Genomic DNA, 20,976 nt, shown 5'->3' on the forward strand with positions numbered 1-20,976 from the left:
GGCTGGAAGGGGGTTCTGACGGCCCTGACGGCTTCCGGGGCCCCCGGGGTCCTCGACCACCCCCGGGACGACTCCAGGAGGCCGGGAGGGCTTCCTGGAACTCCGGGAGGGCTCGGAGGGCTCCTGGAACTTCAGAAGGAAGTCAGTGGCTCAGGGAGGCACAGCGGGCTCAGCGGGCTCCGAAGAGCGCCCTGCGCGGCCCTGCCGCCGTCAGCGACGGGCCCTAGGCCGCCCCGGTACCGCCGCCGCCCGGCATGCCGGCAGCCGTTGGCATGACGTCGTCGATGAGGCCGTACTCCTTGGCCTCGAAGGCGTCGAACCAGCGGTCGCGGTCCGAGTCGCGGGTGACCTGCTCGACCGTCTGGCCGGTGTGCTGGGAGGTCAGCTCGGCCATGCGCCTCTTGGTGTGCAGCAGCCGCTCGGCGTGGATCTTGATGTCCGAGGCCGAGCCGGCCAGGCCCGCGGAGGGCTGGTGGATCAGGATCTCGGCGTTCGGCAGCGCGAAGCGCTTGCCGGGGGTGCCCGCGCTGAGCAGGAACTGGCCCATCGAGGCCGCGAGGCCCATGGCGATGGTCACCACGTCGTTCTTGATGTACTGCATGGTGTCGTAGATCGCCATACCGGCCGTGATCGAGCCGCCGGGGCTGTTGATGTAGAGGTAGATGTCCTTGTCCGGCTCGGCGGCAAGGAGCAGCAGCTGTGCGGTGATCTTGTTGGCGATGTCGTCGTCGACCGCCTGGCCGAGGAAGATGATCCGCTCGCCGAGCAGCCGGTTGTAGACCTGGTCGCCGAGGCCACCACCGATAGGGTCGCCGGCGGCTGTGGGCATCAGATTCGTCACGTATCCACCTGCTCGTCTTACGACGGCGCCGGGCCGTCTCACGTGTACTGCCGGGGGCAACGGGGACTCCCCTGCCCTCGTATTCATGGACCCTAACGCGCGGGCCCCTTCGGGGAATCCCGGAGAGGAGAGTGTTCGCCGGGGGCGTAGCCGCCGCCCCCGCGGCGGGGCCGCGGATCGCTGCCGCCCGCGCCCCGGGGTAGCCCCCAGGTAGCACCCTCGCAGGCCCCTGTAGGCGCGTCCGGGGCCCGCACGGGCCCGTGCGGGCCCCGGGTACGCCGACGGGCCCCGGGACAGGAAGTCCTCGGGGCCCGTCGTACGCGCATCAGAACATCAGAGGTGACTCGAGGCTCAGGCCTCGGGCTTCTCCTCGGACTCGGAGTCGGCGTCGGCAGCGCCCTCGACGGCCTCGACCGTCTCGGTGGCGGCCTCGACCTCGTCCTCGTCGTCCAGGTCGACGACCTCGCCGTTGGTGTCCTTCACCGTGGCGGACTCGACGACCGTGGCCAGCGCCTTGCCGCGGGCGACCTCGCCGACCAGGAGCGGAACCTGGCCGCCTTCGACGACCGCCTGGGCGAACTGGTCGGGCGACATGCCGGAGGAGGCGGCACGGCGCATGAGGTGCTCGGTGAGCTCCTCCTGGTTGACGTTCAGCTTCTCGCGCTTGACGAGCTCGTCGAGCACGAACTGGGTCTTGATGCCCTTGACCGCGGCCTCACGGGTCTCGGTGTCGAACTCCTCGGCGGTCTTGCCCTGGATCTCCAGGTACTTGTCGAGGTCGAGGCCCATCTGGCCGAGCTGGTGGTGCTCCAGGTTGTGCTTGCGGGTGTTGATCTCGTCCTCGAGCAGCTTCTCGGGGACGGGCACCTCGACGAGCTCCAGCAGCTTCTCCAGGACGCGCTCCTGGGCCTGCGTGGCCTGGTCGTACTGCTTCATGTTCTCGAGGCGCTTGCGGCTGTCCGCCTTGAGCTCGTCGAGGGTGTCGAACTCGGAGGCGAGCTGCGCGAACTCGTCGTCCAGCTCGGGAAGCTCACGGGCGGCGACCTGGGTGACCTTGACGGTGACCTCGGCCTCCTTGCCGGCCGCCGAGCCGCCCTTCAGCTCGGAGGTGAAGGTGGCCTCGCCACCGGCCTCCAGGCCCTTCACGGCGTCGTCGATGCCTTCCAGCAGCTCGCCGGAGCCGATCGTGTAGGAGACGCCGCTCGCGACGCCGTCCTCCAGGATCTCTCCGTCGACCTTGGCCTCCAGGTCCACGGTCACGACGTCGCCGTCCTCGGCGGCACGCTCGACCGGGGAGGTCGAGGCGAAGCGCTCGCGGAGCTGCTCGACCGACTTGTCGATGTCCTCGTCCGACACCTCGACGGCGTCGACCTCGACCTCGATGGAGGAGAAGTCCTCGGGAAGCTCGAGGGCGGGACGGACGTCGACCTCGGCGGTGAAGTTCAGCGTCTCGCCGTCCTTCAGCTCCGTGATGTCGACCTCGGGCTGGCCGAGAACGTCGATCGAGGCCTCGTTGACGGCCTCCGTGTAGAACTTCGGCAGCGCGTCGTTGACGGCCTCCTCCAGCACGGCACCGCGGCCGAAGCGCTGGTCGATGACCCGGGCGGGGATCTTGCCCTTGCGGAAACCCTTCACCGTGACCTGCTGGTTGATCTTCTTGTACGCCGCGTCGAGGCTGTCCTTGAGCTCCTCGAAGGGCACCTCGATGCTGAGCCGAACCCGAGTCGGGTTCAGGGTCTCCACGGCGCTCTTCACGGTTCGGTCTCCTTGGGGGCTGACTTCTTGGGTTCTGCAGGAGCCAGACCGGCTCCCGCGGATTCGCCGCCCGGAGGACTTCAAGAGAGATGAGACATACGGGCGTGCAGCTTGCATAGTAACGGCAGCGAGGACACGCCCCAAAGGCGATCAAGCGAGGTGACCGCACAGGCGGCCGGTTGTTGGTCGGTCGACTGCCGGTCGATCGCCGGTCACCGGTCGATCGGTGGTCGGTCGGTGGTCGGGGTGGCGGGATTTGAACCCACGGCCTTCCGCTCCCAAAGCGGACGCGCTACCAAGCTGCGCCACACCCCGTCAGGTGCGAGACGTAGGGTACATGCCCGCAGACCGCCCGACCGTCGCTTTTGCCGAGCCCGAGGATGAGCCGCGGCGGGGCCGGGAAGCGGGGCGCGAGAAACGGGGTGTGCGACACACGGCGCCGACCCGCTACGATGCTGGCAGTGCCGCGGTCCACCGACCTGCGGCGCGCGTTGTGCGGGCGTAGCTCAATGGTAGAGCACTAGTCTTCCAAACTAGCTACGCGGGTTCGATTCCCGTCGCCCGCTCTTCACGAATCAGGGCCAGGTCAGAGGTTCATTCCTCCACCTGGCCCTGATCATTTCCGGGGGCTCCGATCAGCCCGCCGTGTCCCCCTCGTGCCCTCTTGGGCTTTCGATCTTGCTTCTTCTTGGCTTTCCGTGGCAATGCCTCCGGCGGGGATCGGCCGGCACCGGGATGGAGGGGGCGCCACCGCCGACTGCGGGCTCGTAGTGGCGTGCGTGGGGGGCGTGAATCGAACCCACGGCTGCCTCAGTCCGAGGTGGGCATGACCTCTCGGCCGTGTCACCATGCGCGACAGGACCCAGACGCTATGACGCCAAGGTCAGTAGTCGTCGTCCGGCTGTTCGTTTCGTTTGCCGTTGCAGTACGACCAAGTACAGACGCCGTGCCAGTACTTGGTGCGTGACGATGTGTAGAGGTCCGCGGTCAGGTCGGCCACCTGGGAGCGAGTCAGGCCGGGGGAGCCGTTGCGGATTTGGTGAGAGTCGGCGACCGCCACGGCGGCCACGATGCTGTAGTCGGCCAAGACGCAGATCGGGACTCGTATCGCCGGGGCGGAGCGTGTTTTCACCGAGCCCATGCTCTTGAGGTCAGCGTCCTGGCACTCCATCAGAACGCCGTGAAAGCCGGCAGGGGCGAACCGCACGCGGGAGCCGACCAGCTTGCCGCTGAACGCCTGGTCGCCGTCGTCGATCGCCTCGAAGAAGTTGTCGAGCGCGGTGGCCGGGTCGGCGATCGTGCCCCAGAGGCCGTCGACCAGCAGTGTTCTGCGCCCGTACTGGTACTGGGCCTGCGCGACGGCAGGGTCCAGGGTATCGACGAGGTCCCGACAGGCCACAGACCGCGACCACCGGAACCGCACGGGGCGGGCGGCGAACCGGGATGACATCGGTGCTGACATGAACGCCGACGGACGGGGGCAGACAGTGACGCTCCAGTACGACTGTGGTCACAGGCAGGTGATCCTGCTCACCTGCGTGCCCGATGCCAGGGGACAAGGCGGGAACAGCGGGTTCGATTCCCGTCGCCCGCTCTGTACGGCCCTCGTCGTGTTCGGGCACATGGCGGTGGCCGTGGCCGGACTCGGCGAGGGGCGGGCCTCAGAAGCTGATCGAGTTGATCGTGTCCGCGAGGGAGTCGAGGAAGCGGTTGATCGACGGGGCCATGCCGGTCGAGGCGAGGAAGAAGCCGAACAGGATCGCGACTATGGCCGGTCCCGCCTTGATCGACCCTCCTCTGATCAGTACCACCAGGATGATCGCCAACAGCAGCACCACTGACAGTGAAATGGCCACAACTGATCACACGCCCTCGGTCGGTCCGCACTCCCGCTTCCATCGTGCCACCAACACGGCCTCCCTATGCTGCCCGTGACGCATCATCGCGTGGGCGCTCCGCCGCCGAGAGTGCCGTACGGCAATGGGATCGCATACCGCACAGGGGAATTGAGGAAGTTCGTTTCCATGCCCACACAACGCCTGTACATCTAATTCGAATTGCGGCGGCAGGCACGTCAACCACTGACACACAACCGGCGTTATGCACCTTTTAGTCGGTATGAATCGTGACATCTTGGGCGGTTTGGGTGGTCGAGAGGGGTGCATTGCGATCCGGGCATACGTTCCAGGCATGCGTTCCGGCTTTGCACCCGAAGGGCAATAACGAGGAATGACCTGGGGCGTTTTACGAATGTGCGCACTCGACGCTAGGGTGCCTCGAATGTTCCACGCCGCTTCGTCTGTCGTTCCGAGTTCGCGCTCGCACTCGCCGTCCCCTCAGCCCTCCGCGAGACGTGACGCGTTCTTCGACAACGCCAAGTACCTGGCGATCGTGCTGGTCGCCGTGGGTCACTCCTGGGAGCCGCTGAAGGGCGGCAGCCGGGTGCTTCAGGCCGCGTACATGTTCGTCTACACCTTCCACATGCCGGCGTTCATCGTCGTCTCCGGCTTCTTCTCCCGCAGCTTCGACGGGAGTCCCCATCGGCTCAAGCGGCTGCTCACGGGCGTCGCCGTGCCGTACGTCGTCTTCGAGACCGCCTATCCGATCTTCCGGCGCGTCGTGGACCACAACACCACCCAGGAGATCAGCCTCCTCGATCCCTGGTACCTCACCTGGTTCCTGTGCGCGCTGTTCGTCTGGCGGCTCACCACCCCCGTCTGGAAGCTCGTCCGCCATCCGCTGCCGCTCGCGCTCGGCGTCGCCATGCTGGCCGCCGTCACCCCGAACATAGGCGACGATCTGGACCTCCAGCGGGTTCTGCAGTTCCTGCCCTACTTCGTCCTCGGTCTGTGCCTCAGGCCCGAGCACTTCCGGCTGGTGCGCCGCCGCTCGGTGCGGATCGCGGCCGTGCCGGTGTTCGCCCTCGCGCTGGCCTTCGCCTATTGGGCGGTGCCGCGGATGAACGTCTCCTGGCTCTACCACCGTGACTCCGCGCAGGAGTTGGGCGCGCCCTGGTGGGCCGGACCCGTCATGCAGCTCGCCCTGTTCGGCTGTTCGCTGGTGCTGACGGCCTGCTTCTTCTCCTGGGTGCCAGGTCGCAGCATGTGGTTCACGGCGCTCGGCGCGGGCACGCTGTACGGCTATCTGCTGCACGGCTTCCTGATCAAGACCGCCGACTACCGCGGCTGGTTCGACCACCCCTCGCTGCACCGGCCGCTCGGCGAGATCGCCGTCAGCGTCGCCGTGGCCGTGGCCGTCACGCTGCTGTGCACCCCGCCCGTGCGGCGGGTCTTCCGGTTCGTGATCGAACCGAAGATGGAGTGGGCCTTCCAGCGGGACGCCGCCGAACTCGCCCGCGAGCGCGAGACTCAGCGCGAGACCCAGCGCGTTGAGGGCAGTAAGGTCCGCGCCTAGGGGGCTTCTGATGGATCTCCGCGGCGTCGCGACGCCCGGCACGCACTCTCGCCGCACCGGGCGAAAGCCCTAGTAGCTCCGCTACGAGGACTCTCGCCCGGCACACCGAGAGCACGCACCGAACGCCGCTCCTTCTCCCGCGGAGATCCATCAGAAGCCCCCTAGGCCTCACCCCGGGTGGGGCGTCAGGCCGAGAAGTGTGTGCATCCGTGCGTACTTCTCGGTCAGGCGCGTCCTGGTGGGCGCGTCCAGGGCCGCCAGGCGGGACGGGTCCGCGTTGTGGGCCAGGTCCGCCTGTTTCACCAGCAGGGCGCCCGGTGTGGCCAGGATGCGCCCCGCGTACGCCTCCGGGGGCTCCCCCGGCCGCTTGGTGACCGCCAGGACGACCGCCTTCGTGCGGTCGCTCAGCGGGGCCTCTTGCAGCCAGGCCTCGGACAGGGCGTCGTCCTCGACGGCGTCGTGCAGCCAGGCGGCCGCGATCTGGTCGGCGTCGCCGCCACGCGCGCGTACACCCTCCGCGACCGCCTGGAGGTGCTCGGCGTAGGGCCGGCCCGCTTTGTCGGTCTGGCCTTCGTGGGCGGCGCGGGCGAGGGCCTCGACCTCGGACAGGGTGAGCATGGGTCCCCTTCGGGAGAGCTCGGCAGTGCTCAGGACAGCGGCACCGCTTGGGACGTCGGGCCCTCCCGGCAGACCAGCAGCAGGGCACGGTCGTCGTTGACGTCCTTCGCCACCGCCTCGATCAGGTGCCAGGCGGCCCCCTGGAAGCCGCCGGCCACATAGCGGTCGGCCTCGCCGGTGAGGCGGTCGATGCCCTCGACGATGTCCCGGTCGGAGGTCTCCACCAGGCCGTCGGTGAAGAGCATCAGCACGTCGCCGGGGCGCAGCGAGCCCTTCACCGGGTCGAACTGGGCGCCGTCGTACACGCCGAGGAGGGGGCCCTCGGCGGCCTTCTCCTCCCAGCGGCCGCTGCCCGCGCTGAGCTGGAGGCCCGGCGGATGACCGGCCGAGTAGAGCTCGTAGTCGCCGGAGTCGAGGTCGAGGACCAGGTGGATGGAGGTCGCGAAGCCCTCGTCCCAGTCCTGGCGGAGGAGGTAACCGTTTGCCGCCGGGAGGAAGGCGTGCGGGGGCAGGGAGCCGAGCAGACCGCCGAAGGCGCCCGAGAGCAGCAGGGCCCGGGAGCCCGCGTCCATGCCCTTGCCGGAGACGTCCGTGAGGACGACCTCCATGGTGCGGCCGCCGTTCGTCCGGGCCGCGACGACGAAGTCACCGGAGAACGACTGGCCGCCGGCCGGCCTGAGTGCCATCTCGCGGTGCCAGCCCGGCGGCAGGCTCGGGAGCTTGCTCTGCACCCGGATGCGCTCGCGCAGGTCGAAGAGCATGGTGCCGCCGCGCCGCCAGGGCACGCCGACCCGACTGCGGAACTGGGCGATGAGGAGGCCGAAGAAACCGCAGGCGGCGACGACCAGGACCACCCCCGGGGTGACTCTGGACGGGCCCTCCGTGTACGGCCCCAGCTGCACCGACTCCACGATGAGGGCCGTCGCCGCAGCCGCGTACAGGCCGAGCAGGCTCGACGGGCGCAGCAGCAGACCGCCCGCGACGATCGGCAGGACCAGGGCGGCCGGCGAGCACCACACGGAGTTGGCGAGCGTGGTGACGGCGATCAGCGGGACGGTGAGGAGGAGGAAGGCCAGGGCGATCCAGTCCGAGCCGTCGCCGCGGAAGTAGTCCACGGCGCTTCTGCGCAGGCCGGTGCGGACCCGGTGCAACAAGTGCTTCAACCGGGCCGTGAACGTCTCGGCTTCCGCGCGCCGCTGTCGTCCTGCTGCCATTAGTTCGGGACCCTATCCATCGAACCCGCCGCTTGGCACGGGAGGTCCCACTTGTCCCCCGTCCGAGGCCCAACTTCACAGTGAACTTCACGGAAAGCGCTCGCGCCCCGAAGAGGGAGAAATTCCCTGGCTCGTCCTGCATTGGGCTGCTAGGCATGAGTCCATGACGAGTGAAGCGAAGGGCGGTGCGGCCCGATCGGCGACCGGTCCGCGGGTGCTGCGGCCGGACGAATGGGACGAGTGGTACGGCACCCTGATGCGTGCCTTCGGCGGAGTGCGCGAGACAGTCGAGGAACGGGACCTGTGGAGGGCGCTCACCCCGTTCCCACGCTCCCTGGGGGTGTGGGAGGAGGACGGCGGGGACGATCCGGAAGGCGGCTGTGTGGGGTCCGCGGGGGCCTTCGACTTCCGGCTGACGGTGCCCGGCGGCGCCTCGGTGCCCACGGCGGGCGTGACGATGGTCAGCGTGCGCGCGACGCACCGGCGGCGCGGGGTGCTGACGTCGATGATGCGGCGGCAGCTGGACGACGTACGGGAGTGGGGCGAGCCGCTCGCCGCCCTCACCGCCTCCGAGCCGGACATCTACGGACGGTTCGGTTACGCGGCGGCGACCTTCGGTCTGCACGCCGAGATCGACACCGGCCGGGTACGGCTGTCCGTCCCGGCCGGCACGGACGGCGTGCGGCTGCGGTACGTCGACCCCGCCGCGGCGCTCGACGCGTGCGAGACGGTGTACGCGCGGACCGTGCCCGATCGGGCCGGGATGCTCGCCCGGCGGCCCGGGTGGGAGCGGCTGGGACTGCTCGACCCGGAGAGCGCGCGCAACGGTGCGTCGCCGCTGCAGTGCGTGCTCGCCGAGCGGGACGGCGAGGTCACCGGGTACGCCCGCTTCCGGGTGCGGCCCGAGTGGACCGACCGCGGGCACAACGGGCAGGTGCTGCTCCAGGACCTGACGGGGCTCGATCACGTGTCCGAGGCGGCGCTGTGGCGGTTCCTGTTCGGGATCGACCTCACGACCACGCTGAAGGTGCGGGGGCGGCCGATGGACGACGCGTGGCAGCATCTCGTCTCCGACATCCGGCGGTGTGAGCTGCGGGTGCGGGACTCGTTGTACGTGCGGCTGGTGGACGTCGGCGCGGCACTGGAGGCGCGGACGTACCAGACGCCGGTGGATGTGGTGCTGGACGTCGAGGACGCCTTCTGCCCCTGGAACTCGGGGCGTTGGCGGCTGTCCGGCGACGCCAAGGGGGCGGTCTGCGGGCGGACGTCCGATGCCGCCGATCTTGCTCTGTCGGTACGGGAGCTGGGGGCGGCGTACCTCGGCGGGGTGAGCCTGGGGGCGCTCGGCGCGGCCGGGCGGGTGCGGGAGCTCAGGCAGGGGGCGTTGACGGAGGCGGCGGTGGGGTTCGGGGCGGTTGCCGCGCCTTGGCTGCCGCACGGGTTCTAGCGGGGCGGTGCGGCTCGGCCCGGGGCCGGGCGGTCGCGGGGCGGTGCGGCTCGGCCCGGGGCGGGCGGTCGCGGGGCGGGGCGGTCCGTCGCTTGGCTCAGCCTTTCTGGCAGGTCGGGCACCAGAAGAGGTTGCGGGCCGCCAGGTCCGCCGTGCGGATCGCTTCGCCGCAGAGGTGGCAGGGCTGGTTCGCACGGCGGTAGACGTACACCTCGCCGCCGTGGTCGTCCACGCGGGGCGGACGTCCCATCGCCTCCGGAGTGTGCTGCGGGCGGACCGTGTCGATGCGGTTGTTGCGGACGCCCTCGCGCATGAGGTCGACGAGGTCGGTCCACATCGCGTCCCACTCGGCGGAGGCGAGGGTCCGGCCCGTGCGGTACGGGTCGATGCCGTGCCGGAAGAGGACTTCCGCGCGGTAGACGTTGCCCACGCCGGAGATGATCTTCTGGTCCATGAGGAGGGCGGCGATCGTCGTGCGGCTGCGGGAGATGCGGGTGTAGGCGAGCTGCGGGTCGGCGTCGGCGCGGAGGGGATCGGGGCCGAGGCGGGCGTGTATGGCCTGCTTCTCCTCGTCCGTGATCAGGGCGCAGGTGGTGGGGCCCCGGAGGTCCACGTAGGAGGTGGGGCCGGTGAGGCGGAGGCGGACCGTGTCCGTGGGCGGGGGCGCGGGGGCCGGGCCGAAGTTGACCTTGCCGAAGAGGCCGAGGTGGATGTGGATCCAGCGGTCGCCGGCGAAGCCGAGGAAGAGGTGTTTGCCGTGGGCTTCGGTGCGGGTGAGGGGGGTGTCGGTGAGGAGGGCGGCGGCGTCGGTGAACTTGCCCTGGGGGCTGGTGAGTTGCGTTGCCCGGTTGGTGAAGCGGGCGTAGTCCTGCGCCAGTCGGTGAATCGTGTGCCCTTCTGGCACCTGGGTCTCCCTTGCTTTCCCACCCACCCGCCCGACTCGGTGGGTCGGAAAGTGGGCTGGTCCGGGGCTCCGCCCCGGACCCATGCGGGGGCTCCACCCCCTGCGCCCCGCCGGGGCTGCGCCCTGCGTCGCGGCTGGGGCCCGAACCTCCGCCGCGGCTGGGGCCCGAACCTCCGCTGCGGCTGGGGCTCGGCCCTTGGGTCTGCGCTTCAGGGGAGCTACTGCTGGGGGTGGTGGGGCGGGATTTCCGGGAGGGTGCCTGTGGTTTCGTATGTGGCCAGCATGTCGATGCGACGGATGTGGCGGGTGTCCTCGGAGAACGGGGTGGCCAGGAAGGTCTCGACGAACTTCGTCGCCTCGTCCTGGGTGTGCATGCGGGCGCCGACCGCGACGACGTTGGCGTTGTTGTGCTGGCGGCCCAGCGACGCCGTCTCCTCGCTCCAGGCCAGAGCGGCACGGACGCCCTTCACCTTGTTCGCCGCGATCTGCTCGCCGTTGCCGGAGCCACCGATCACGATGCCGAGGGAGTCGGGGTCGGCGGCGGTGCGCTCAGCGGCGCGGAGGCAGAACGGGGGGTAGTCGTCCTGGGCGTCGTAGATGTGGGGGCCGCAGTCGACGGGGTCGTGACCCGCCTCCTTGAGCCATTCGACGAGGTGGTTCTTGAGTTCGAAGCCGGCATGGTCCGAGCCGAGATACACGCGCATGGGATGAGTGTGACACGCGTGTTGCGGGGTAGCAGCGCCGGGTGCCGCGTCCAAAAACTGTAGGCAATTCCACAGAAGCTCAGGAAAACCTCAAGTAACAATCCGGAATCAAAGGTTCCTGAATCCATTCGCCTCGGATTCACTGGACCGGCTCGTACGTCCCCCCACATGTCGATACGTGTCGATCCACCTGATTCCCCTCACGCGGCGCAAAGGAAAGCCATCCCCATGACTTCGCAGCCGACCCTCACCAAGGCCGATCGCGACCCCGGAGGCCCCGGAGAACCCGGCGACCCCGGTTCCGGACTTCACGCAGGGCTCAAGAACCGGCATCTGTCGATGATCGCCATCGGCGGTGTCATCGGCGCCGGACTGTTCGTCGGTTCCAGCTCCGGCATCGCCACCGCCGGGCCGGGCATCCTGCTCTCCTACGCTCTCGTCGGCACGCTCGTGGTGCTGGTGATGCGGATGCTCGGCGAGATGTCCGCGGCCAACCCGACCTCCGGCTCGTTCTCCGCCCACGCCGACCGGGCGCTCGGCCGCTGGGCCGGGTTCTCCATCGGCTGGCTGTACTGGTTCTTCTGGGTCGTCGTGCTGGCCGTCGAGGCCACCGCCGGCGCCAAGATCCTCGAAGGCTGGATTCCCGCCGTCCCGCAGTGGGGGTGGGCGCTCATCGTGATGGTCGTGCTCACCGCCACGAACCTCGTGTCCGTCGGCTCCTACGGTGAGTTCGAGTTCTGGTTCGCCGGGATCAAGGTCGTCGCGATCGGCGCGTTCATCGTCATCGGCGGGCTCGCCGTCTTCGGTGTGCTGCCCGGCGTCGACAGCGACAAGGCCGGACTGGGCAACCTCACCGAACACGGCGGCTTCCTGCCCAACGGGCCCGGCGCCATCCTCACCGGAGTGCTGCTCGTCGTCTTCTCCTTCATGGGCAGCGAGATCGCGACCCTGGCGGCCGGCGAGTCCGAGGACCCGCAGCGGGCCGTCACCAAGTCCACGAACAGCATCATCTGGCGTATCGGCGTCTTCTACCTCGGGTCGATCTTCGTCGTCGTCACGCTGCTGCCCTGGGACGACGCGTCCATCGCGGAGCAGGGCTCCTACGTCGCCGCCCTCGACTCGCTCGGCATCGCGCACGCCGGTCAGATCATGAACTTCATCGTGCTGACGTCCGTGCTGTCCTGTCTCAACTCCGGGCTCTACACGGCCTCCCGCATGGCCTTCTCCCTCGGTCAGCGGGGCGACGCGCCGAAGGTCTTCGCCCGGACGACGGGGCGGGGCGTTCCGCTCGCCGCCATCGTCGTCTCCGTCGCGTTCGGGTTCGTTGCCGTCTTCTTCAACTACAAGTTCCCGGACTCCGTCTTCCTCTTCCTCGTGAACTCCAGCGGGGCCGTGGCCCTGTTCGTCTGGCTGGTGATCTGCTTCTCTCAGCTGCGGATGCGGAAGATCATCCAGGCCGAGGCGCCCGAGAAGCTGGTCGTGAAGATGTGGCTGTACCCGTACCTGACCTGGGCGACGGCCGCGCTGATCGTCTTCGTCCTCGGTTACATGCTGACCGACACCGAGGGGGAGAGCAGCGGGCGGACGACTGTGCTGCTGTCGCTGCTCGTCGCCGCGGTCGTCGTCGTCATCGCCGTCGTCAAGCAGGGCGGCCGGCTCACGGCCGATGACAAGGGCAAGGACGTGGACGTGGACGTGGAGAAGGAACAGGTGAGCTAGCTCGCTTCGGGAGATCTGCGAAAGGGGTCCGGCTGTCTCGGCGGGGCCCCTTTCTTCGGTTCACTTCTTTCGTTCTGTCACATCACCTTGAAGCTGTCCTTCACCCTCTCGTACGTCTTCATGGCCGCCGTCTCCGTCTCCGGCTGGTACCAGGTGTTGATCTGGAACGACCTGCCGTCCTCGTTGAAGCCCAGGAGACGGGCGTGCCAGGGGGTGCCCTGGAGGGTGAACGTGTACTCCCAGACGACCGCCGGGAGGCCGCGGAACGTCGTCTCCTCCAGGCGGATCTTGCGGTAGTCCTGGCCCTGTTGGGCGTTCCGCTCGGAGGTCTGCCAGGTGTCGATCAGATCGCCGCGGGCCAGGGAGGACTTCGCGACGAGTTCCTGGGTGCCGTCGGGGGACGTGTAGTGCACCTCCGCGCCCGTCTTCACATCCCGCCGCCAGCCCTTGGGCGTCGCCCACGCGAAGCCGCCGGCCTCCTGGTGCGTGCCGGGCGGCAGACTCGGCGGCCTGAAGGTCCCCTCGACCGTGGACGACGGTGACAGCGACGGGGTGGCGGGGGCTTCCGCAGTCGTGCCGGTGACCGGCGACGGCTTGGGCGAGGCGCCGCCTGCCCGGTCGTCGTCGCCGTCGTGCGCACCGGGGGCCGACGCGAGCACGATCGCCACGACCGTCCCGACGGCCACGACACCCAGGGCGGCGACCGCTCCGGTACGGCGACGTCGGCCTGTCCATCCCGCGGTCCGGCCGCCGCGCCCGCTCCCGGAGGCCGCCGGGACAGCGGGACCGGGCAGCTCGCCTCCGGACGGGAGTCCCGCTCGGCGGGTCCGGACGGCTGAGCGCGGTGCGGGGGTTCCCTCCCCCGCCTCCGGGAAGGGCCTGCGTTCCGTCTCCGCCTGGGAACGGGCCAGTGAGACTCCGGAACGAGGGGGAGCGGACGGGGAAGGGGTCGGGGACGGGGATACGAACGGGGCTGCCGAGCCTGACTCCGAGCGCATCTCCGAGGCTGCTTCGGTGGAGGGATCGGGGGGCTCTGGAGGAGCCGGTGCCCTCGATGCGTCCAGGAGCGCGCGTGTCGGCGGCTCCCTCAGCACCGCTGGTCCTGCTACCGGTACTTCTGCTGGTCCTTCTTCTGGCCCTCCTCCCCCTTCTGCAGGGGGCGGGAAGGCTATGGGGGCGAGGGCGGATTCCAGGTCGGTGAGGGTCGGGCGGGCTGCGGGGTCCTTCTTGAGGAGGGTTGCGAGGACGGCTTGCAACGGGCCCGCGTCGACGGGGAGTCGAGGTTCCTCGTAGAGGACCGCGTGGAGCGTGGCCAGCGTCGTTTCTCGGGAGAAAGGGGAGTGGCCTGCCAGGGCCGCGCAGAGCGTCGCGCCCAGGGACCAGACGTCGGAGGGCGGGCCCTGCGGGCTGCCGGAGATGCGCTCGGGGGCCATGTAGTCGGGGGAACCGACCAGCATGCCGACCATGGTCAGCGCCTTGGCGTCCTGGATCGCGGCGATGCCGAAGTCGGTGAGGACGACGCGTCGACCGCCGGTCGCCCTGTTGCCGAAGGTGTCGAAGGTCTGCGCGCTCGGCGCGTTCTCCACCAGGACGTTGCCCGGTTTGATGTCGCGGTGCAGGACTCCCCCCGCGTGCACCTGGCGCAGCGCCATGACCAGGCCGAGGCCGATGCGGGCGGTCTCGTGCGGGCCCAGCGGACCCTCCTCGGCCATGATCCGCTCCAGAGAGCGGCCGGCGACCAACTCCATGACGATCCAGAGGCGTTCGCCCTCGTCGACCACGTCGTAGACGCGCACCACGTTGGGGTGGTCGATGCGGGCGGTGGCCCTGGCCTCGCGGAGGGTGCGTTCGCGGCGGGTGCGGGTGTCCTCCGAGTCGAGGCCGTCGATGCGCATCTCCTTCACGGCGACCTGCCGGTCGAGCACCTCGTCGGTGGCTCGCCACACCCGTCCCATTCCTCCCTGCCCGATACTCTCGACCAGTCGATAGCGGCCCGTCACGATTATCCCTGGGAAACCCCCGCTCCCTGAATTATCCGGATTCCCGTCGTTCCCCGGATTCCCCGGACCCCCCGGATTCCCCGTGTTTCCCGAATTTCCCGGCAATCCGCTGCACCCCCTCCATTGCCCGGCCCCTGAAACACAATAGTCACACTTAGTGCGGTACCAGCATAGTGTGGAGAAATCTTGTGGTACCTCTTCAAGTACTGCGAATTCAGGCGCAGCCAAGGGGGCCGAACATGAGTTCTCGTCGTGCGACGACCATTGCCGGATCGCTGGTCGTGACATCTTTCTCGGCAGTGTTGATCTTTTCCTTCCCGGCCGGGGCGGACGACCAGGGGCCCGGCAGCAGCAAGGGGGGAAAGCCCGTCGACGAGGCGCCTGCGGGCGTGAAGACGACGACGCTGCTGCCGGAGTCGATCTCGGTCGACAACAGTTCGAACAAAACGGCTATCACCGCGACGGTGAAGAACGAGGGAACCAAGGACAGCGGACAGATAAGGCTTTTGGTCGTGGGGTTCGACGGACTCTCGGTCAAAAGCGTCGAGGGGTGTGCCGCCATCGCGGAGAAAGATCTTCCGGAGGGATCCAACAGCGGTTTCGCCTGCCCCATCGACAATCTCGCGGCCGGGGCGTCGAAGTCGTACGCCGTCGACGCGACCTTCGATCTGAGCAAGACCGGAAAGATCTGTCTGCCCGTCCAGACCAGCGACGGGACGAAGACGTTCTGGCAGCAGGGCCCGGTGCCGTTCGGTACGACGAACCCGTCGCCGAACGCGCCCGCCACCCCGCTGCTCCTCGGCACCGACAACACGCCCGTGGCCCCCGGCGGCGACGAACTGCCCAAGACCGGTGTCGGACGCGACCTGCTGCCGCTCGGCGCGGCCGGGGCCTCGCTGCTCGCGGCGGGCGCGGCCGGGCTGTGGTGGTCCCAGCGGCGACCGCGGCAGCGGCAGGGCTGAGCCCGACAACCAGCCCGACTGCCCGACAGGCCGACAGGCCGACAGGCCAACAGGCCAACAGGCCAACAGGCCCAGCAAGCCCGACAGGACCGACAGGAGCGACAGGACCGACAGGAGCGACAGGACCGGCAAGCGCCGACAGCGAAGGGGCGTGATCTGACGGAATCCGTCAGGTCACGCCCCCTTCGGCGGTCGGGTCGGCGAATCGTCAGCCGGTCACCGCTTGACGAGCTTCCAGGCCGTCGGCAGCAGGCCCATCGCCAGGAGTGCCTTGAGGGCGTCGCCGATCAGGAACGGCGTGAGGCCGGCCGCGATGGCGGCGGAGGCGGAGATGTCCGCCGCGTAGGCGAGGTACGGGACGCCGACGGCGTAGATGACGGCCTCGCCCAGCAGCATCGCGCCCGCCATGCGCAGCATGGAGCGGTCGGCGCCGCGGCGGGCCAGCGCGCCCACGGCGGCGGAGGCGAGGATCATGCCGAGGATGTAGCCGAAGGAGACGCTGAGGCCCGAGGCGCCGTCGGCGAACCACGGCACGCCGGCGAGCCCGGCCAGCGCGTACACGGCGAGTGCGGAGACTCCTCGGCGGGTGCCGAGGGTCGTGCCGACGAGCAGCGCGGCGAAGGTCTGGCCGGTCACCGGAACGGGGGTGCCGGGGACCGGGACCGCGATCTGGGCCGCGAGGCCGGTCAGCGCGGCGCCGCCGAGCACGAGCGCGATGTCCCGGACACGGGAGGCGGGGAGCAGGTCGGCGAGGACCTGCCCGGGACGGGCGGCGGTGACGGCGGCGGTGCTCATGGGGACTCCGCGAGGTGGGGACGGTTCGGGACACCGCGACGCTATCCCAGCGATCACGGGCCGCTCACCGTCAGCGATCGACAAAGGGGGGAACTCGACCTTGGTCGGCTCCGGACAAAGAGTGCCCGTTACACCCGGTACGGCGTGACGCCGATCACTGAGGTGGGGATGTTTCGCCCACCTTTCGGCGAGACGGCGAGATTGTGTGTTCTCACCAAAGGAATCCTAGTGCTCTGGTCGGATTCACCTTTCCTGCCCTACGCTTCCAGCCATGGTTGCCCAGGCCCAGGCCCTGAACTTCTCGTCGCGTCGCCATGTCGACCTGCGACGCGTCGGCACGGCCGCCTGTCGCCCTCCGGTGTGAGGCGGGCGGAGTCGGTCATCCGGCGCGCCGCGCCCCACAGACGGCGCAGTGTCGGACCGGCTCCCGACTTCCGAGGAAGTTCCCCTTGCCTCCCATGCCCCGTACCGCGGCTCCCCCCGCCCGGACCTCTGCCCGGACCTCTGCCCGGACCCCTCCTCCGGCGGCCCCTCCCGTCGCCCGCCGGGTCGCCGACAGCGACCGGCGGCGTACCAGTGCCAGCGTGATCCTGCGGTCCGTGCTGGAGCACGGGCCCGTCGCGCGCTCCACCCTCGCCCGGCTGACCGGGCTGTCCCCCGCCTCCGTCACCGATCACTGCGCCCGGCTCGCCGGGCTCGGGCTGATCCGGGAGGCGGCCGTGCCCCGGCGCAGCAACGGGGTGGGCCGTCCGCACGTTCCGGTGGACCTGGACGACTCCAGGCTGGTGCTGGGCGGGGTGCATGTGGCGGTGCCGTACACGACCGTCTCGCTGCTCGATCTGCGGGGACGGGTGGTGGCGCGGCGGGAGTTGAGGCATCGAAGCCTCGAACCGTCCGAGGTGCTGGCGCGGGCCGCCGACGGGCTCGGCGCGCTGCTGGGCGAGGCTCCCGACCGCCTGGCCCTCGGGGCGGGGGTCGCCGTGGGCGGCTGGGTGGACCGGGATTCGGGGACCGTCGTCGAGCATCCGCTGCTCGGGTGGCGGGATGTGCCGGTGCGGGAGATCGTCGCCGGTCGCAGCGGGCTGGCGGTCCAGGTGGACGGACACGCGCGGGCGTTGGTCAACGCGGAGCGGATGTTCGGGCGGGCGCGCGGCAGCCGGAGCGTGCTCCAGCTGTTCGTCGGGAACGTGGTCGACGCGGCGTTCGCCACCAACGACGAGGTGCACCACGGGCCGCGTTCGCAGGCGGGCGCCATCGCCCATCTGCCGTTGGCCGGCGGCACCGAGCCCTGCGACTGCGGACGCGTCGGCTGCCTCCAGGCGGAGCTGAGCGAGCGGACGTTGTGCCGGCGGGCCACGGCGGCAGGGGTGATCGACCGGGTCAACCCGATGCATGTGCTCGCCGCGGCCGACGCCGGGGACCCGGTGGCCGTCCGGCTGTTGCGGGAGCGGGCGCGGATGGTCGGGCGGGCGGTCGGGCTGCTGCTGGACGTGCTCAATCCGGAGCGGGTCGTCGTCACCGAGGTGGGCGTGCTGTTCCGGGAGGACTGCCTCGCCGCGCTGCGGGACGAGGTCGGTGCGGGGCGCGCGGACTGCGTCCTGCCCGCGAGTTTCGGGGACTCCGTGCTGGCCGTGGCGGGCGGCGCGGTGGCTCTGGACGTGCTGTACCGGGATCCGCTGAGGGCATCGGAGGCGGGCGACACCGTGCGCGACACCGCTCCCAGTTAATTCAGAAACTCCGAATGTTGACAGGCCTTGCCCGAGGACGGGAATATCGTTCCATGAGCTGTCGCACCTTCTGTTGCTGACGCCCCGGCGCGCCGGGAGCGCGCCCTTCTCTTCTCCCTCTGCCTTGCATCTCGGCCTTTGATGCTCCGCCTTTCACGCGTGAGCTTTCTTTGTCAGGCCATGATGCGCCCGCAATTCCGCATTCCTTTCCGTTCGTTTTCCCCTGGGGGTTCTCCCATGCCCGTTTCCCGTGCGTCCGGTGTCGACCGACGTCTCTTCCTCGCCTCTCTGCTCGGTGCCGCCGCCGGGGTCGCGGGGCTCAGCGGCTGCGCCGAGAGCAGTGCCGCCACGGGTGGCGAGGGCGCCTCCGCGGCTCCGCTCGCCGACAAGGTGCCCGCCGGCACGAGCCTGAAAATCTCCTCTTTCCAGAACGTCCAGCAGTTGCAGTTCAAGCTGGCGGATCTGCCGGCGCTGCCGTTCAAGGTGTCCAGCTGGCTCAACATCGGGGCCGGTCCGGATGTCATCAACGCCTTTCGCGCGAAGTCCCTGGATCTCGCCAACAACGCGGGTATTCCGCCGATCCAGGCCCATTACCAGGGATTCGACGCGAAGATCGTCGCGATCAACATCACCCGCAAGCCCAACTATCTCTTCGCGACCAAGCCGGGCAGCGACATCCACACCGTCGAGGACTTCCGGGGGAAGAAGCTGGCGTTCTCGCAGGGGCAGGCGCAGGGCGTCGTCCTGCTGCGGGCGCTGAAACAGGCGGGCCTGAAGTACGACGACGTCAAGCTCGTCCCACTGACCAGCAACCAGTTCCTCACCGCTCTCCAGTCCGGTCAGGTGGACATCGCCCCGCTCGCCAACAGCCAGTCCCCGGCCTACCTCAAGCAGTACGGGTCCAAGGGCGCCCGGGTCGTCACCACCGACGTCGTCGACCTGCTCAACCTGCTGTGGGCGCCGACGTCCGTGCTGAACGACGAGGCGAAGGCGGCCGCGGTCGCCGCGTACATCCCGCAGTGGGCGCGGGGCCAGGTGTGGCAGTACGAGCACCCGGACGTCTGGAACGAGGAGTTCTACGTCAAGACCCAGAACCTGACCCTCGATCAGGCCGAGGCGATCACCGCGCTGGCCAACAAGCCGCTGTTCTCGCCGAGTTGGGCCGAGGCGATCAAGTGGGAGCAGGAGACCGCGGACCTGCTCGCGGAGGGCGGCTTCGTGAAGAGGTTCGACGTCTCCTCGCTCTTCGACCACCGCTTCGAGGGCATCGCCGCGAAGTCCGTAGCCGCCGAGTACCGGAGTTGACCGCCATGACCACCGTCACTGCCACCGCACTGGGCACCGCCCCCGCCGTCACCGCCGAAGACGGCCGCCCCCGCCGCCGACGGCGCCGCGGCCTCGCCCCCGGCCGCCGGCTGCCCGCCGCCCGCCTCGCCGGGCCCCTGCTGCTCATCGTCCTGTGGGCCGCCGCGTCGGCCGCCGGGCAACTGGACACCGGCGCGATCCCCGCGCCCCGGACGGTGCTGGAGACCGGCGTCCGCCTGTGGACCGACGGGACGCTGACCACCGACATCCTCACCTCGCTGGAACGCGCCGGGTACGGCTTCGCGATCGGCCTGACCGCCGGGGTCACGCTCGCGCTGGCCTCCGGGCTGAGCCGGACCGGCGAGGCGCTGATCGACGGAACCGTGCAGCTCAACCGGGCGATCCCGACCCTCGGTCTGATCCCGCTGTTCATCCTCTGGCTGGGCATCGGCGAGACCTTCAAGATCGCGATCATCGCCATCGTCGTCTACATCCCGATCTACCTGAACACACATGCCGCGCTGTCCGGCATCGACCACCGGTTCGTCGAACTCGCCGAGGTGCAGGGGCTGTCGAAGGTCCAGTTCATCCGGCAGATCGTGATCCCCGGCGCGCTGCCCGGATTCTTCGTGGGACTCCGGCTCGGGGTGACCGGCTCCTGGCTGGGACTGGTGGTCCTGGAGCAGATCAACGCCACCAGCGGCCTCGGCTACCTGATGTTCCAGGCCCAGAACTACGGCCGGTCCGACGTCATCCTCGTCGGGCTCCTCATCTACGGCGTCTTCGGACTGATCTCCGACAGCGCGGTCCGTATCGTCGAACGGAGGGTGCTGTCGTGGCGCCGCACACTGAGCAACTGACCCGACCCGCCGTTCAACTGCGGGGGCTGACCCGGTCGTTCGACGGACGTACCGTCCTCGACGGCATCGACCTCGACATCCCCGCCGGACAGTTCGTGGCCCTCCTCGGGCACAGCGGATCCGGCAAGTCCACGCTGCTGCGGGCGGTCGCCGACCTCGACCACGAGGTCGTCGGCAGCGGGCAGCTCACCGCCCCCGAGCGGGTGTCGGTCGTCTTCCAGGACTCCCGGCTGCTGCCCTGGCGGCGGGTGCTGGACAACGTCCTGCTCGGGCTGGACGGCAAGGAGGCCGACCGGAAGGGGCGGGCCGCCCTCGCCGAGGTCGGGCTCGGCGGCCGGGAGCGGGCGTGGCCCAACGAGCTGTCCGGCGGCGAGGCGCAGCGGGCGGCGCTGGCCCGCTCGCTGGTGCGCGAGCCCGAGCTGCTGCTTGCCGACGAGCCGTTCGGGGCGCTGGACGCGCTGACGCGGATCAAGATGCATGCGCTGTTGCGTGAGCTGTGGGAGCGGCACAAGCCGTCTGTGCTGCTGGTCACCCATGACGTGGACGAGGCGATCGTGCTCGCCGATCGGGTGCTCGTCCTGGAGCACGGGCGGGTCGGGCTCGATCTGACGATCGATCGGCCGCACCCGCGTTCGTATCGCGATCCGTTGCTCGGGGAGTACCGGGAGCGGTTGCTGGCGGCGCTCGGTGTGACCGAGGACGTGGGGTGAC

18 protein-coding genes and 2 tRNA genes are annotated in these 20,976 nt (G+C 69.6%); 9 read left to right on the plus strand and 11 right to left on the minus strand.

Annotated elements, in window-relative coordinates; translation table 11 throughout:
* Nucleotides 1–223 precede the first annotated feature (223 nt).
* From AB0J04_RS14215 to AB0J04_RS14225, 3 genes are all read right to left on the minus strand, one after another.
* Nucleotides 224–829: an ATP-dependent Clp protease proteolytic subunit gene (locus tag AB0J04_RS14215; RefSeq protein ID WP_363168690.1), complete on the minus strand. Its 606-nt coding sequence runs from the start codon at nt 827–829 to the stop codon at nt 224–226.
* A gap of 363 nt (nt 830–1,192) precedes the next feature.
* On the minus strand, nt 1,193–2,596 hold the full coding sequence (tig, locus tag AB0J04_RS14220) for a trigger factor (protein WP_363168662.1): 1,404 nt from the start codon (nt 2,594–2,596) through the stop codon (nt 1,193–1,195).
* 238 nt (nt 2,597–2,834) lie between these two features.
* Nucleotides 2,835–2,911: transfer RNA gene (locus AB0J04_RS14225), tRNA-Pro, on the minus strand.
* A gap of 180 nt (nt 2,912–3,091) precedes the next feature.
* On the opposite strand from AB0J04_RS14225, the gene AB0J04_RS14230 reads away from it, so the two are divergent.
* A tRNA-Gly gene (locus tag AB0J04_RS14230) sits at nt 3,092–3,162 on the plus strand.
* A gap of 317 nt (nt 3,163–3,479) precedes the next feature.
* On the opposite strand, the gene AB0J04_RS14235 is transcribed toward AB0J04_RS14230, so the two are convergent.
* Nucleotides 3,480–3,995, minus strand: coding sequence for a hypothetical protein (locus AB0J04_RS14235; RefSeq protein WP_363168663.1), 516 nt, complete (start codon nt 3,993–3,995; stop codon nt 3,480–3,482).
* Between the two features lie 262 nt (nt 3,996–4,257).
* The gene (locus AB0J04_RS14240; protein ID WP_030779494.1) at nt 4,258–4,452 is read right to left on the minus strand and encodes a hypothetical protein; all 195 of its coding nucleotides are present in this window, start codon (nt 4,450–4,452) and stop codon (nt 4,258–4,260) included.
* A 424-nt stretch (nt 4,453–4,876) separates the two neighbouring features.
* Between AB0J04_RS14240 and AB0J04_RS14245 the strand changes: the two genes are divergently transcribed.
* Nucleotides 4,877–6,010 carry an acyltransferase family protein gene (locus tag AB0J04_RS14245; RefSeq protein ID WP_363168664.1) on the plus strand — a complete coding sequence of 378 codons (1,134 nt, stop codon included), beginning with the start codon at nt 4,877–4,879 and terminating at the stop codon, nt 6,008–6,010.
* 168 nt (nt 6,011–6,178) lie between these two features.
* Here the strand turns inward: AB0J04_RS14245 and AB0J04_RS14250 are convergent, their stop codons facing one another.
* Both AB0J04_RS14250 and AB0J04_RS14255 read right to left on the minus strand, forming a co-directional pair.
* Nucleotides 6,179–6,628: an HD domain-containing protein gene (locus AB0J04_RS14250; protein WP_363168665.1), complete on the minus strand. Its 450-nt coding sequence runs from the start codon at nt 6,626–6,628 to the stop codon at nt 6,179–6,181.
* Between the two features lie 29 nt (nt 6,629–6,657).
* A complete protein-coding gene (locus tag AB0J04_RS14255) occupies nt 6,658–7,842 on the minus strand; it encodes a PP2C family protein-serine/threonine phosphatase (protein ID WP_363168666.1) in 1,185 nt (394 codons plus the stop codon).
* A gap of 163 nt (nt 7,843–8,005) precedes the next feature.
* Between AB0J04_RS14255 and AB0J04_RS14260 the strand changes: the two genes are divergently transcribed.
* Nucleotides 8,006–9,289, plus strand: a complete 1,284-nt coding sequence (locus AB0J04_RS14260; RefSeq protein WP_363168667.1) for a GNAT family N-acetyltransferase — start codon at nt 8,006–8,008, stop codon at nt 9,287–9,289.
* Between the two features lie 97 nt (nt 9,290–9,386).
* Here AB0J04_RS14260 and AB0J04_RS14265 read toward each other — a convergent pair whose 3' ends face one another.
* Together AB0J04_RS14265 and AB0J04_RS14270 are read right to left on the minus strand one after the other, a co-directional pair.
* The gene (locus AB0J04_RS14265) at nt 9,387–10,193 is read right to left on the minus strand and encodes a DNA-formamidopyrimidine glycosylase family protein (RefSeq protein ID WP_363168668.1); all 807 of its coding nucleotides are present in this window, start codon (nt 10,191–10,193) and stop codon (nt 9,387–9,389) included.
* Between the two features lie 218 nt (nt 10,194–10,411).
* Nucleotides 10,412–10,897, minus strand: coding sequence for a ribose-5-phosphate isomerase (locus AB0J04_RS14270; RefSeq protein ID WP_363168670.1), 486 nt, complete (start codon nt 10,895–10,897; stop codon nt 10,412–10,414).
* Between the two features lie 228 nt (nt 10,898–11,125).
* Between AB0J04_RS14270 and AB0J04_RS14275 the strand changes: the two genes are divergently transcribed.
* Complete coding sequence (locus tag AB0J04_RS14275) at nt 11,126–12,616, plus strand: amino acid permease (RefSeq protein ID WP_363168671.1); 1,491 nt, start codon at nt 11,126–11,128, stop codon at nt 12,614–12,616.
* A gap of 77 nt (nt 12,617–12,693) precedes the next feature.
* On the opposite strand, the gene AB0J04_RS14280 is transcribed toward AB0J04_RS14275, so the two are convergent.
* A complete protein-coding gene (locus tag AB0J04_RS14280; RefSeq protein WP_363168672.1) occupies nt 12,694–14,571 on the minus strand; it encodes a serine/threonine-protein kinase in 1,878 nt (625 codons plus the stop codon).
* A 284-nt stretch (nt 14,572–14,855) separates the two neighbouring features.
* Between AB0J04_RS14280 and AB0J04_RS14285 the strand changes: the two genes are divergently transcribed.
* Nucleotides 14,856–15,578 carry an LPXTG cell wall anchor domain-containing protein gene (locus AB0J04_RS14285; RefSeq protein ID WP_363168673.1) on the plus strand — a complete coding sequence of 241 codons (723 nt, stop codon included), beginning with the start codon at nt 14,856–14,858 and terminating at the stop codon, nt 15,576–15,578.
* A gap of 216 nt (nt 15,579–15,794) precedes the next feature.
* Here AB0J04_RS14285 and AB0J04_RS14290 read toward each other — a convergent pair whose 3' ends face one another.
* A complete protein-coding gene (locus AB0J04_RS14290; RefSeq protein ID WP_363168675.1) occupies nt 15,795–16,373 on the minus strand; it encodes a biotin transporter BioY in 579 nt (192 codons plus the stop codon).
* Nucleotides 16,374–16,831: 458 nt separating this feature from the next.
* Here AB0J04_RS14290 and AB0J04_RS14295 point away from each other — a divergent pair, with 458 nt between their 5' ends.
* From AB0J04_RS14295 to AB0J04_RS14310, 4 genes are all read left to right on the plus strand, one after another.
* The gene (locus AB0J04_RS14295; RefSeq protein ID WP_363168676.1) at nt 16,832–18,100 is read left to right on the plus strand and encodes an ROK family protein; all 1,269 of its coding nucleotides are present in this window, start codon (nt 16,832–16,834) and stop codon (nt 18,098–18,100) included.
* 237 nt (nt 18,101–18,337) lie between these two features.
* Entirely contained in the window at nt 18,338–19,405 is a 1,068-nt protein-coding gene (locus AB0J04_RS14300) for an ABC transporter substrate-binding protein (RefSeq protein ID WP_363168677.1), read from the plus strand.
* A 5-nt stretch (nt 19,406–19,410) separates the two neighbouring features.
* On the plus strand, nt 19,411–20,265 hold the full coding sequence (locus AB0J04_RS14305; RefSeq protein ID WP_363168678.1) for an ABC transporter permease: 855 nt from the start codon (nt 19,411–19,413) through the stop codon (nt 20,263–20,265).
* Nucleotides 20,241–20,975, plus strand: a complete 735-nt coding sequence (locus tag AB0J04_RS14310) for an ABC transporter ATP-binding protein (protein WP_363168679.1) — start codon at nt 20,241–20,243, stop codon at nt 20,973–20,975. The genes AB0J04_RS14305 and AB0J04_RS14310 overlap by 25 nt, the downstream gene beginning before the upstream one ends.
* Nucleotide 20,976 lies beyond the last annotated feature (1 nt).

It is taken from the genome of Streptomyces sp. NPDC050263 (genome assembly GCF_040655955.1).
Lineage (GTDB): Bacteria > Actinomycetota > Actinomycetes > Streptomycetales > Streptomycetaceae > Streptomyces.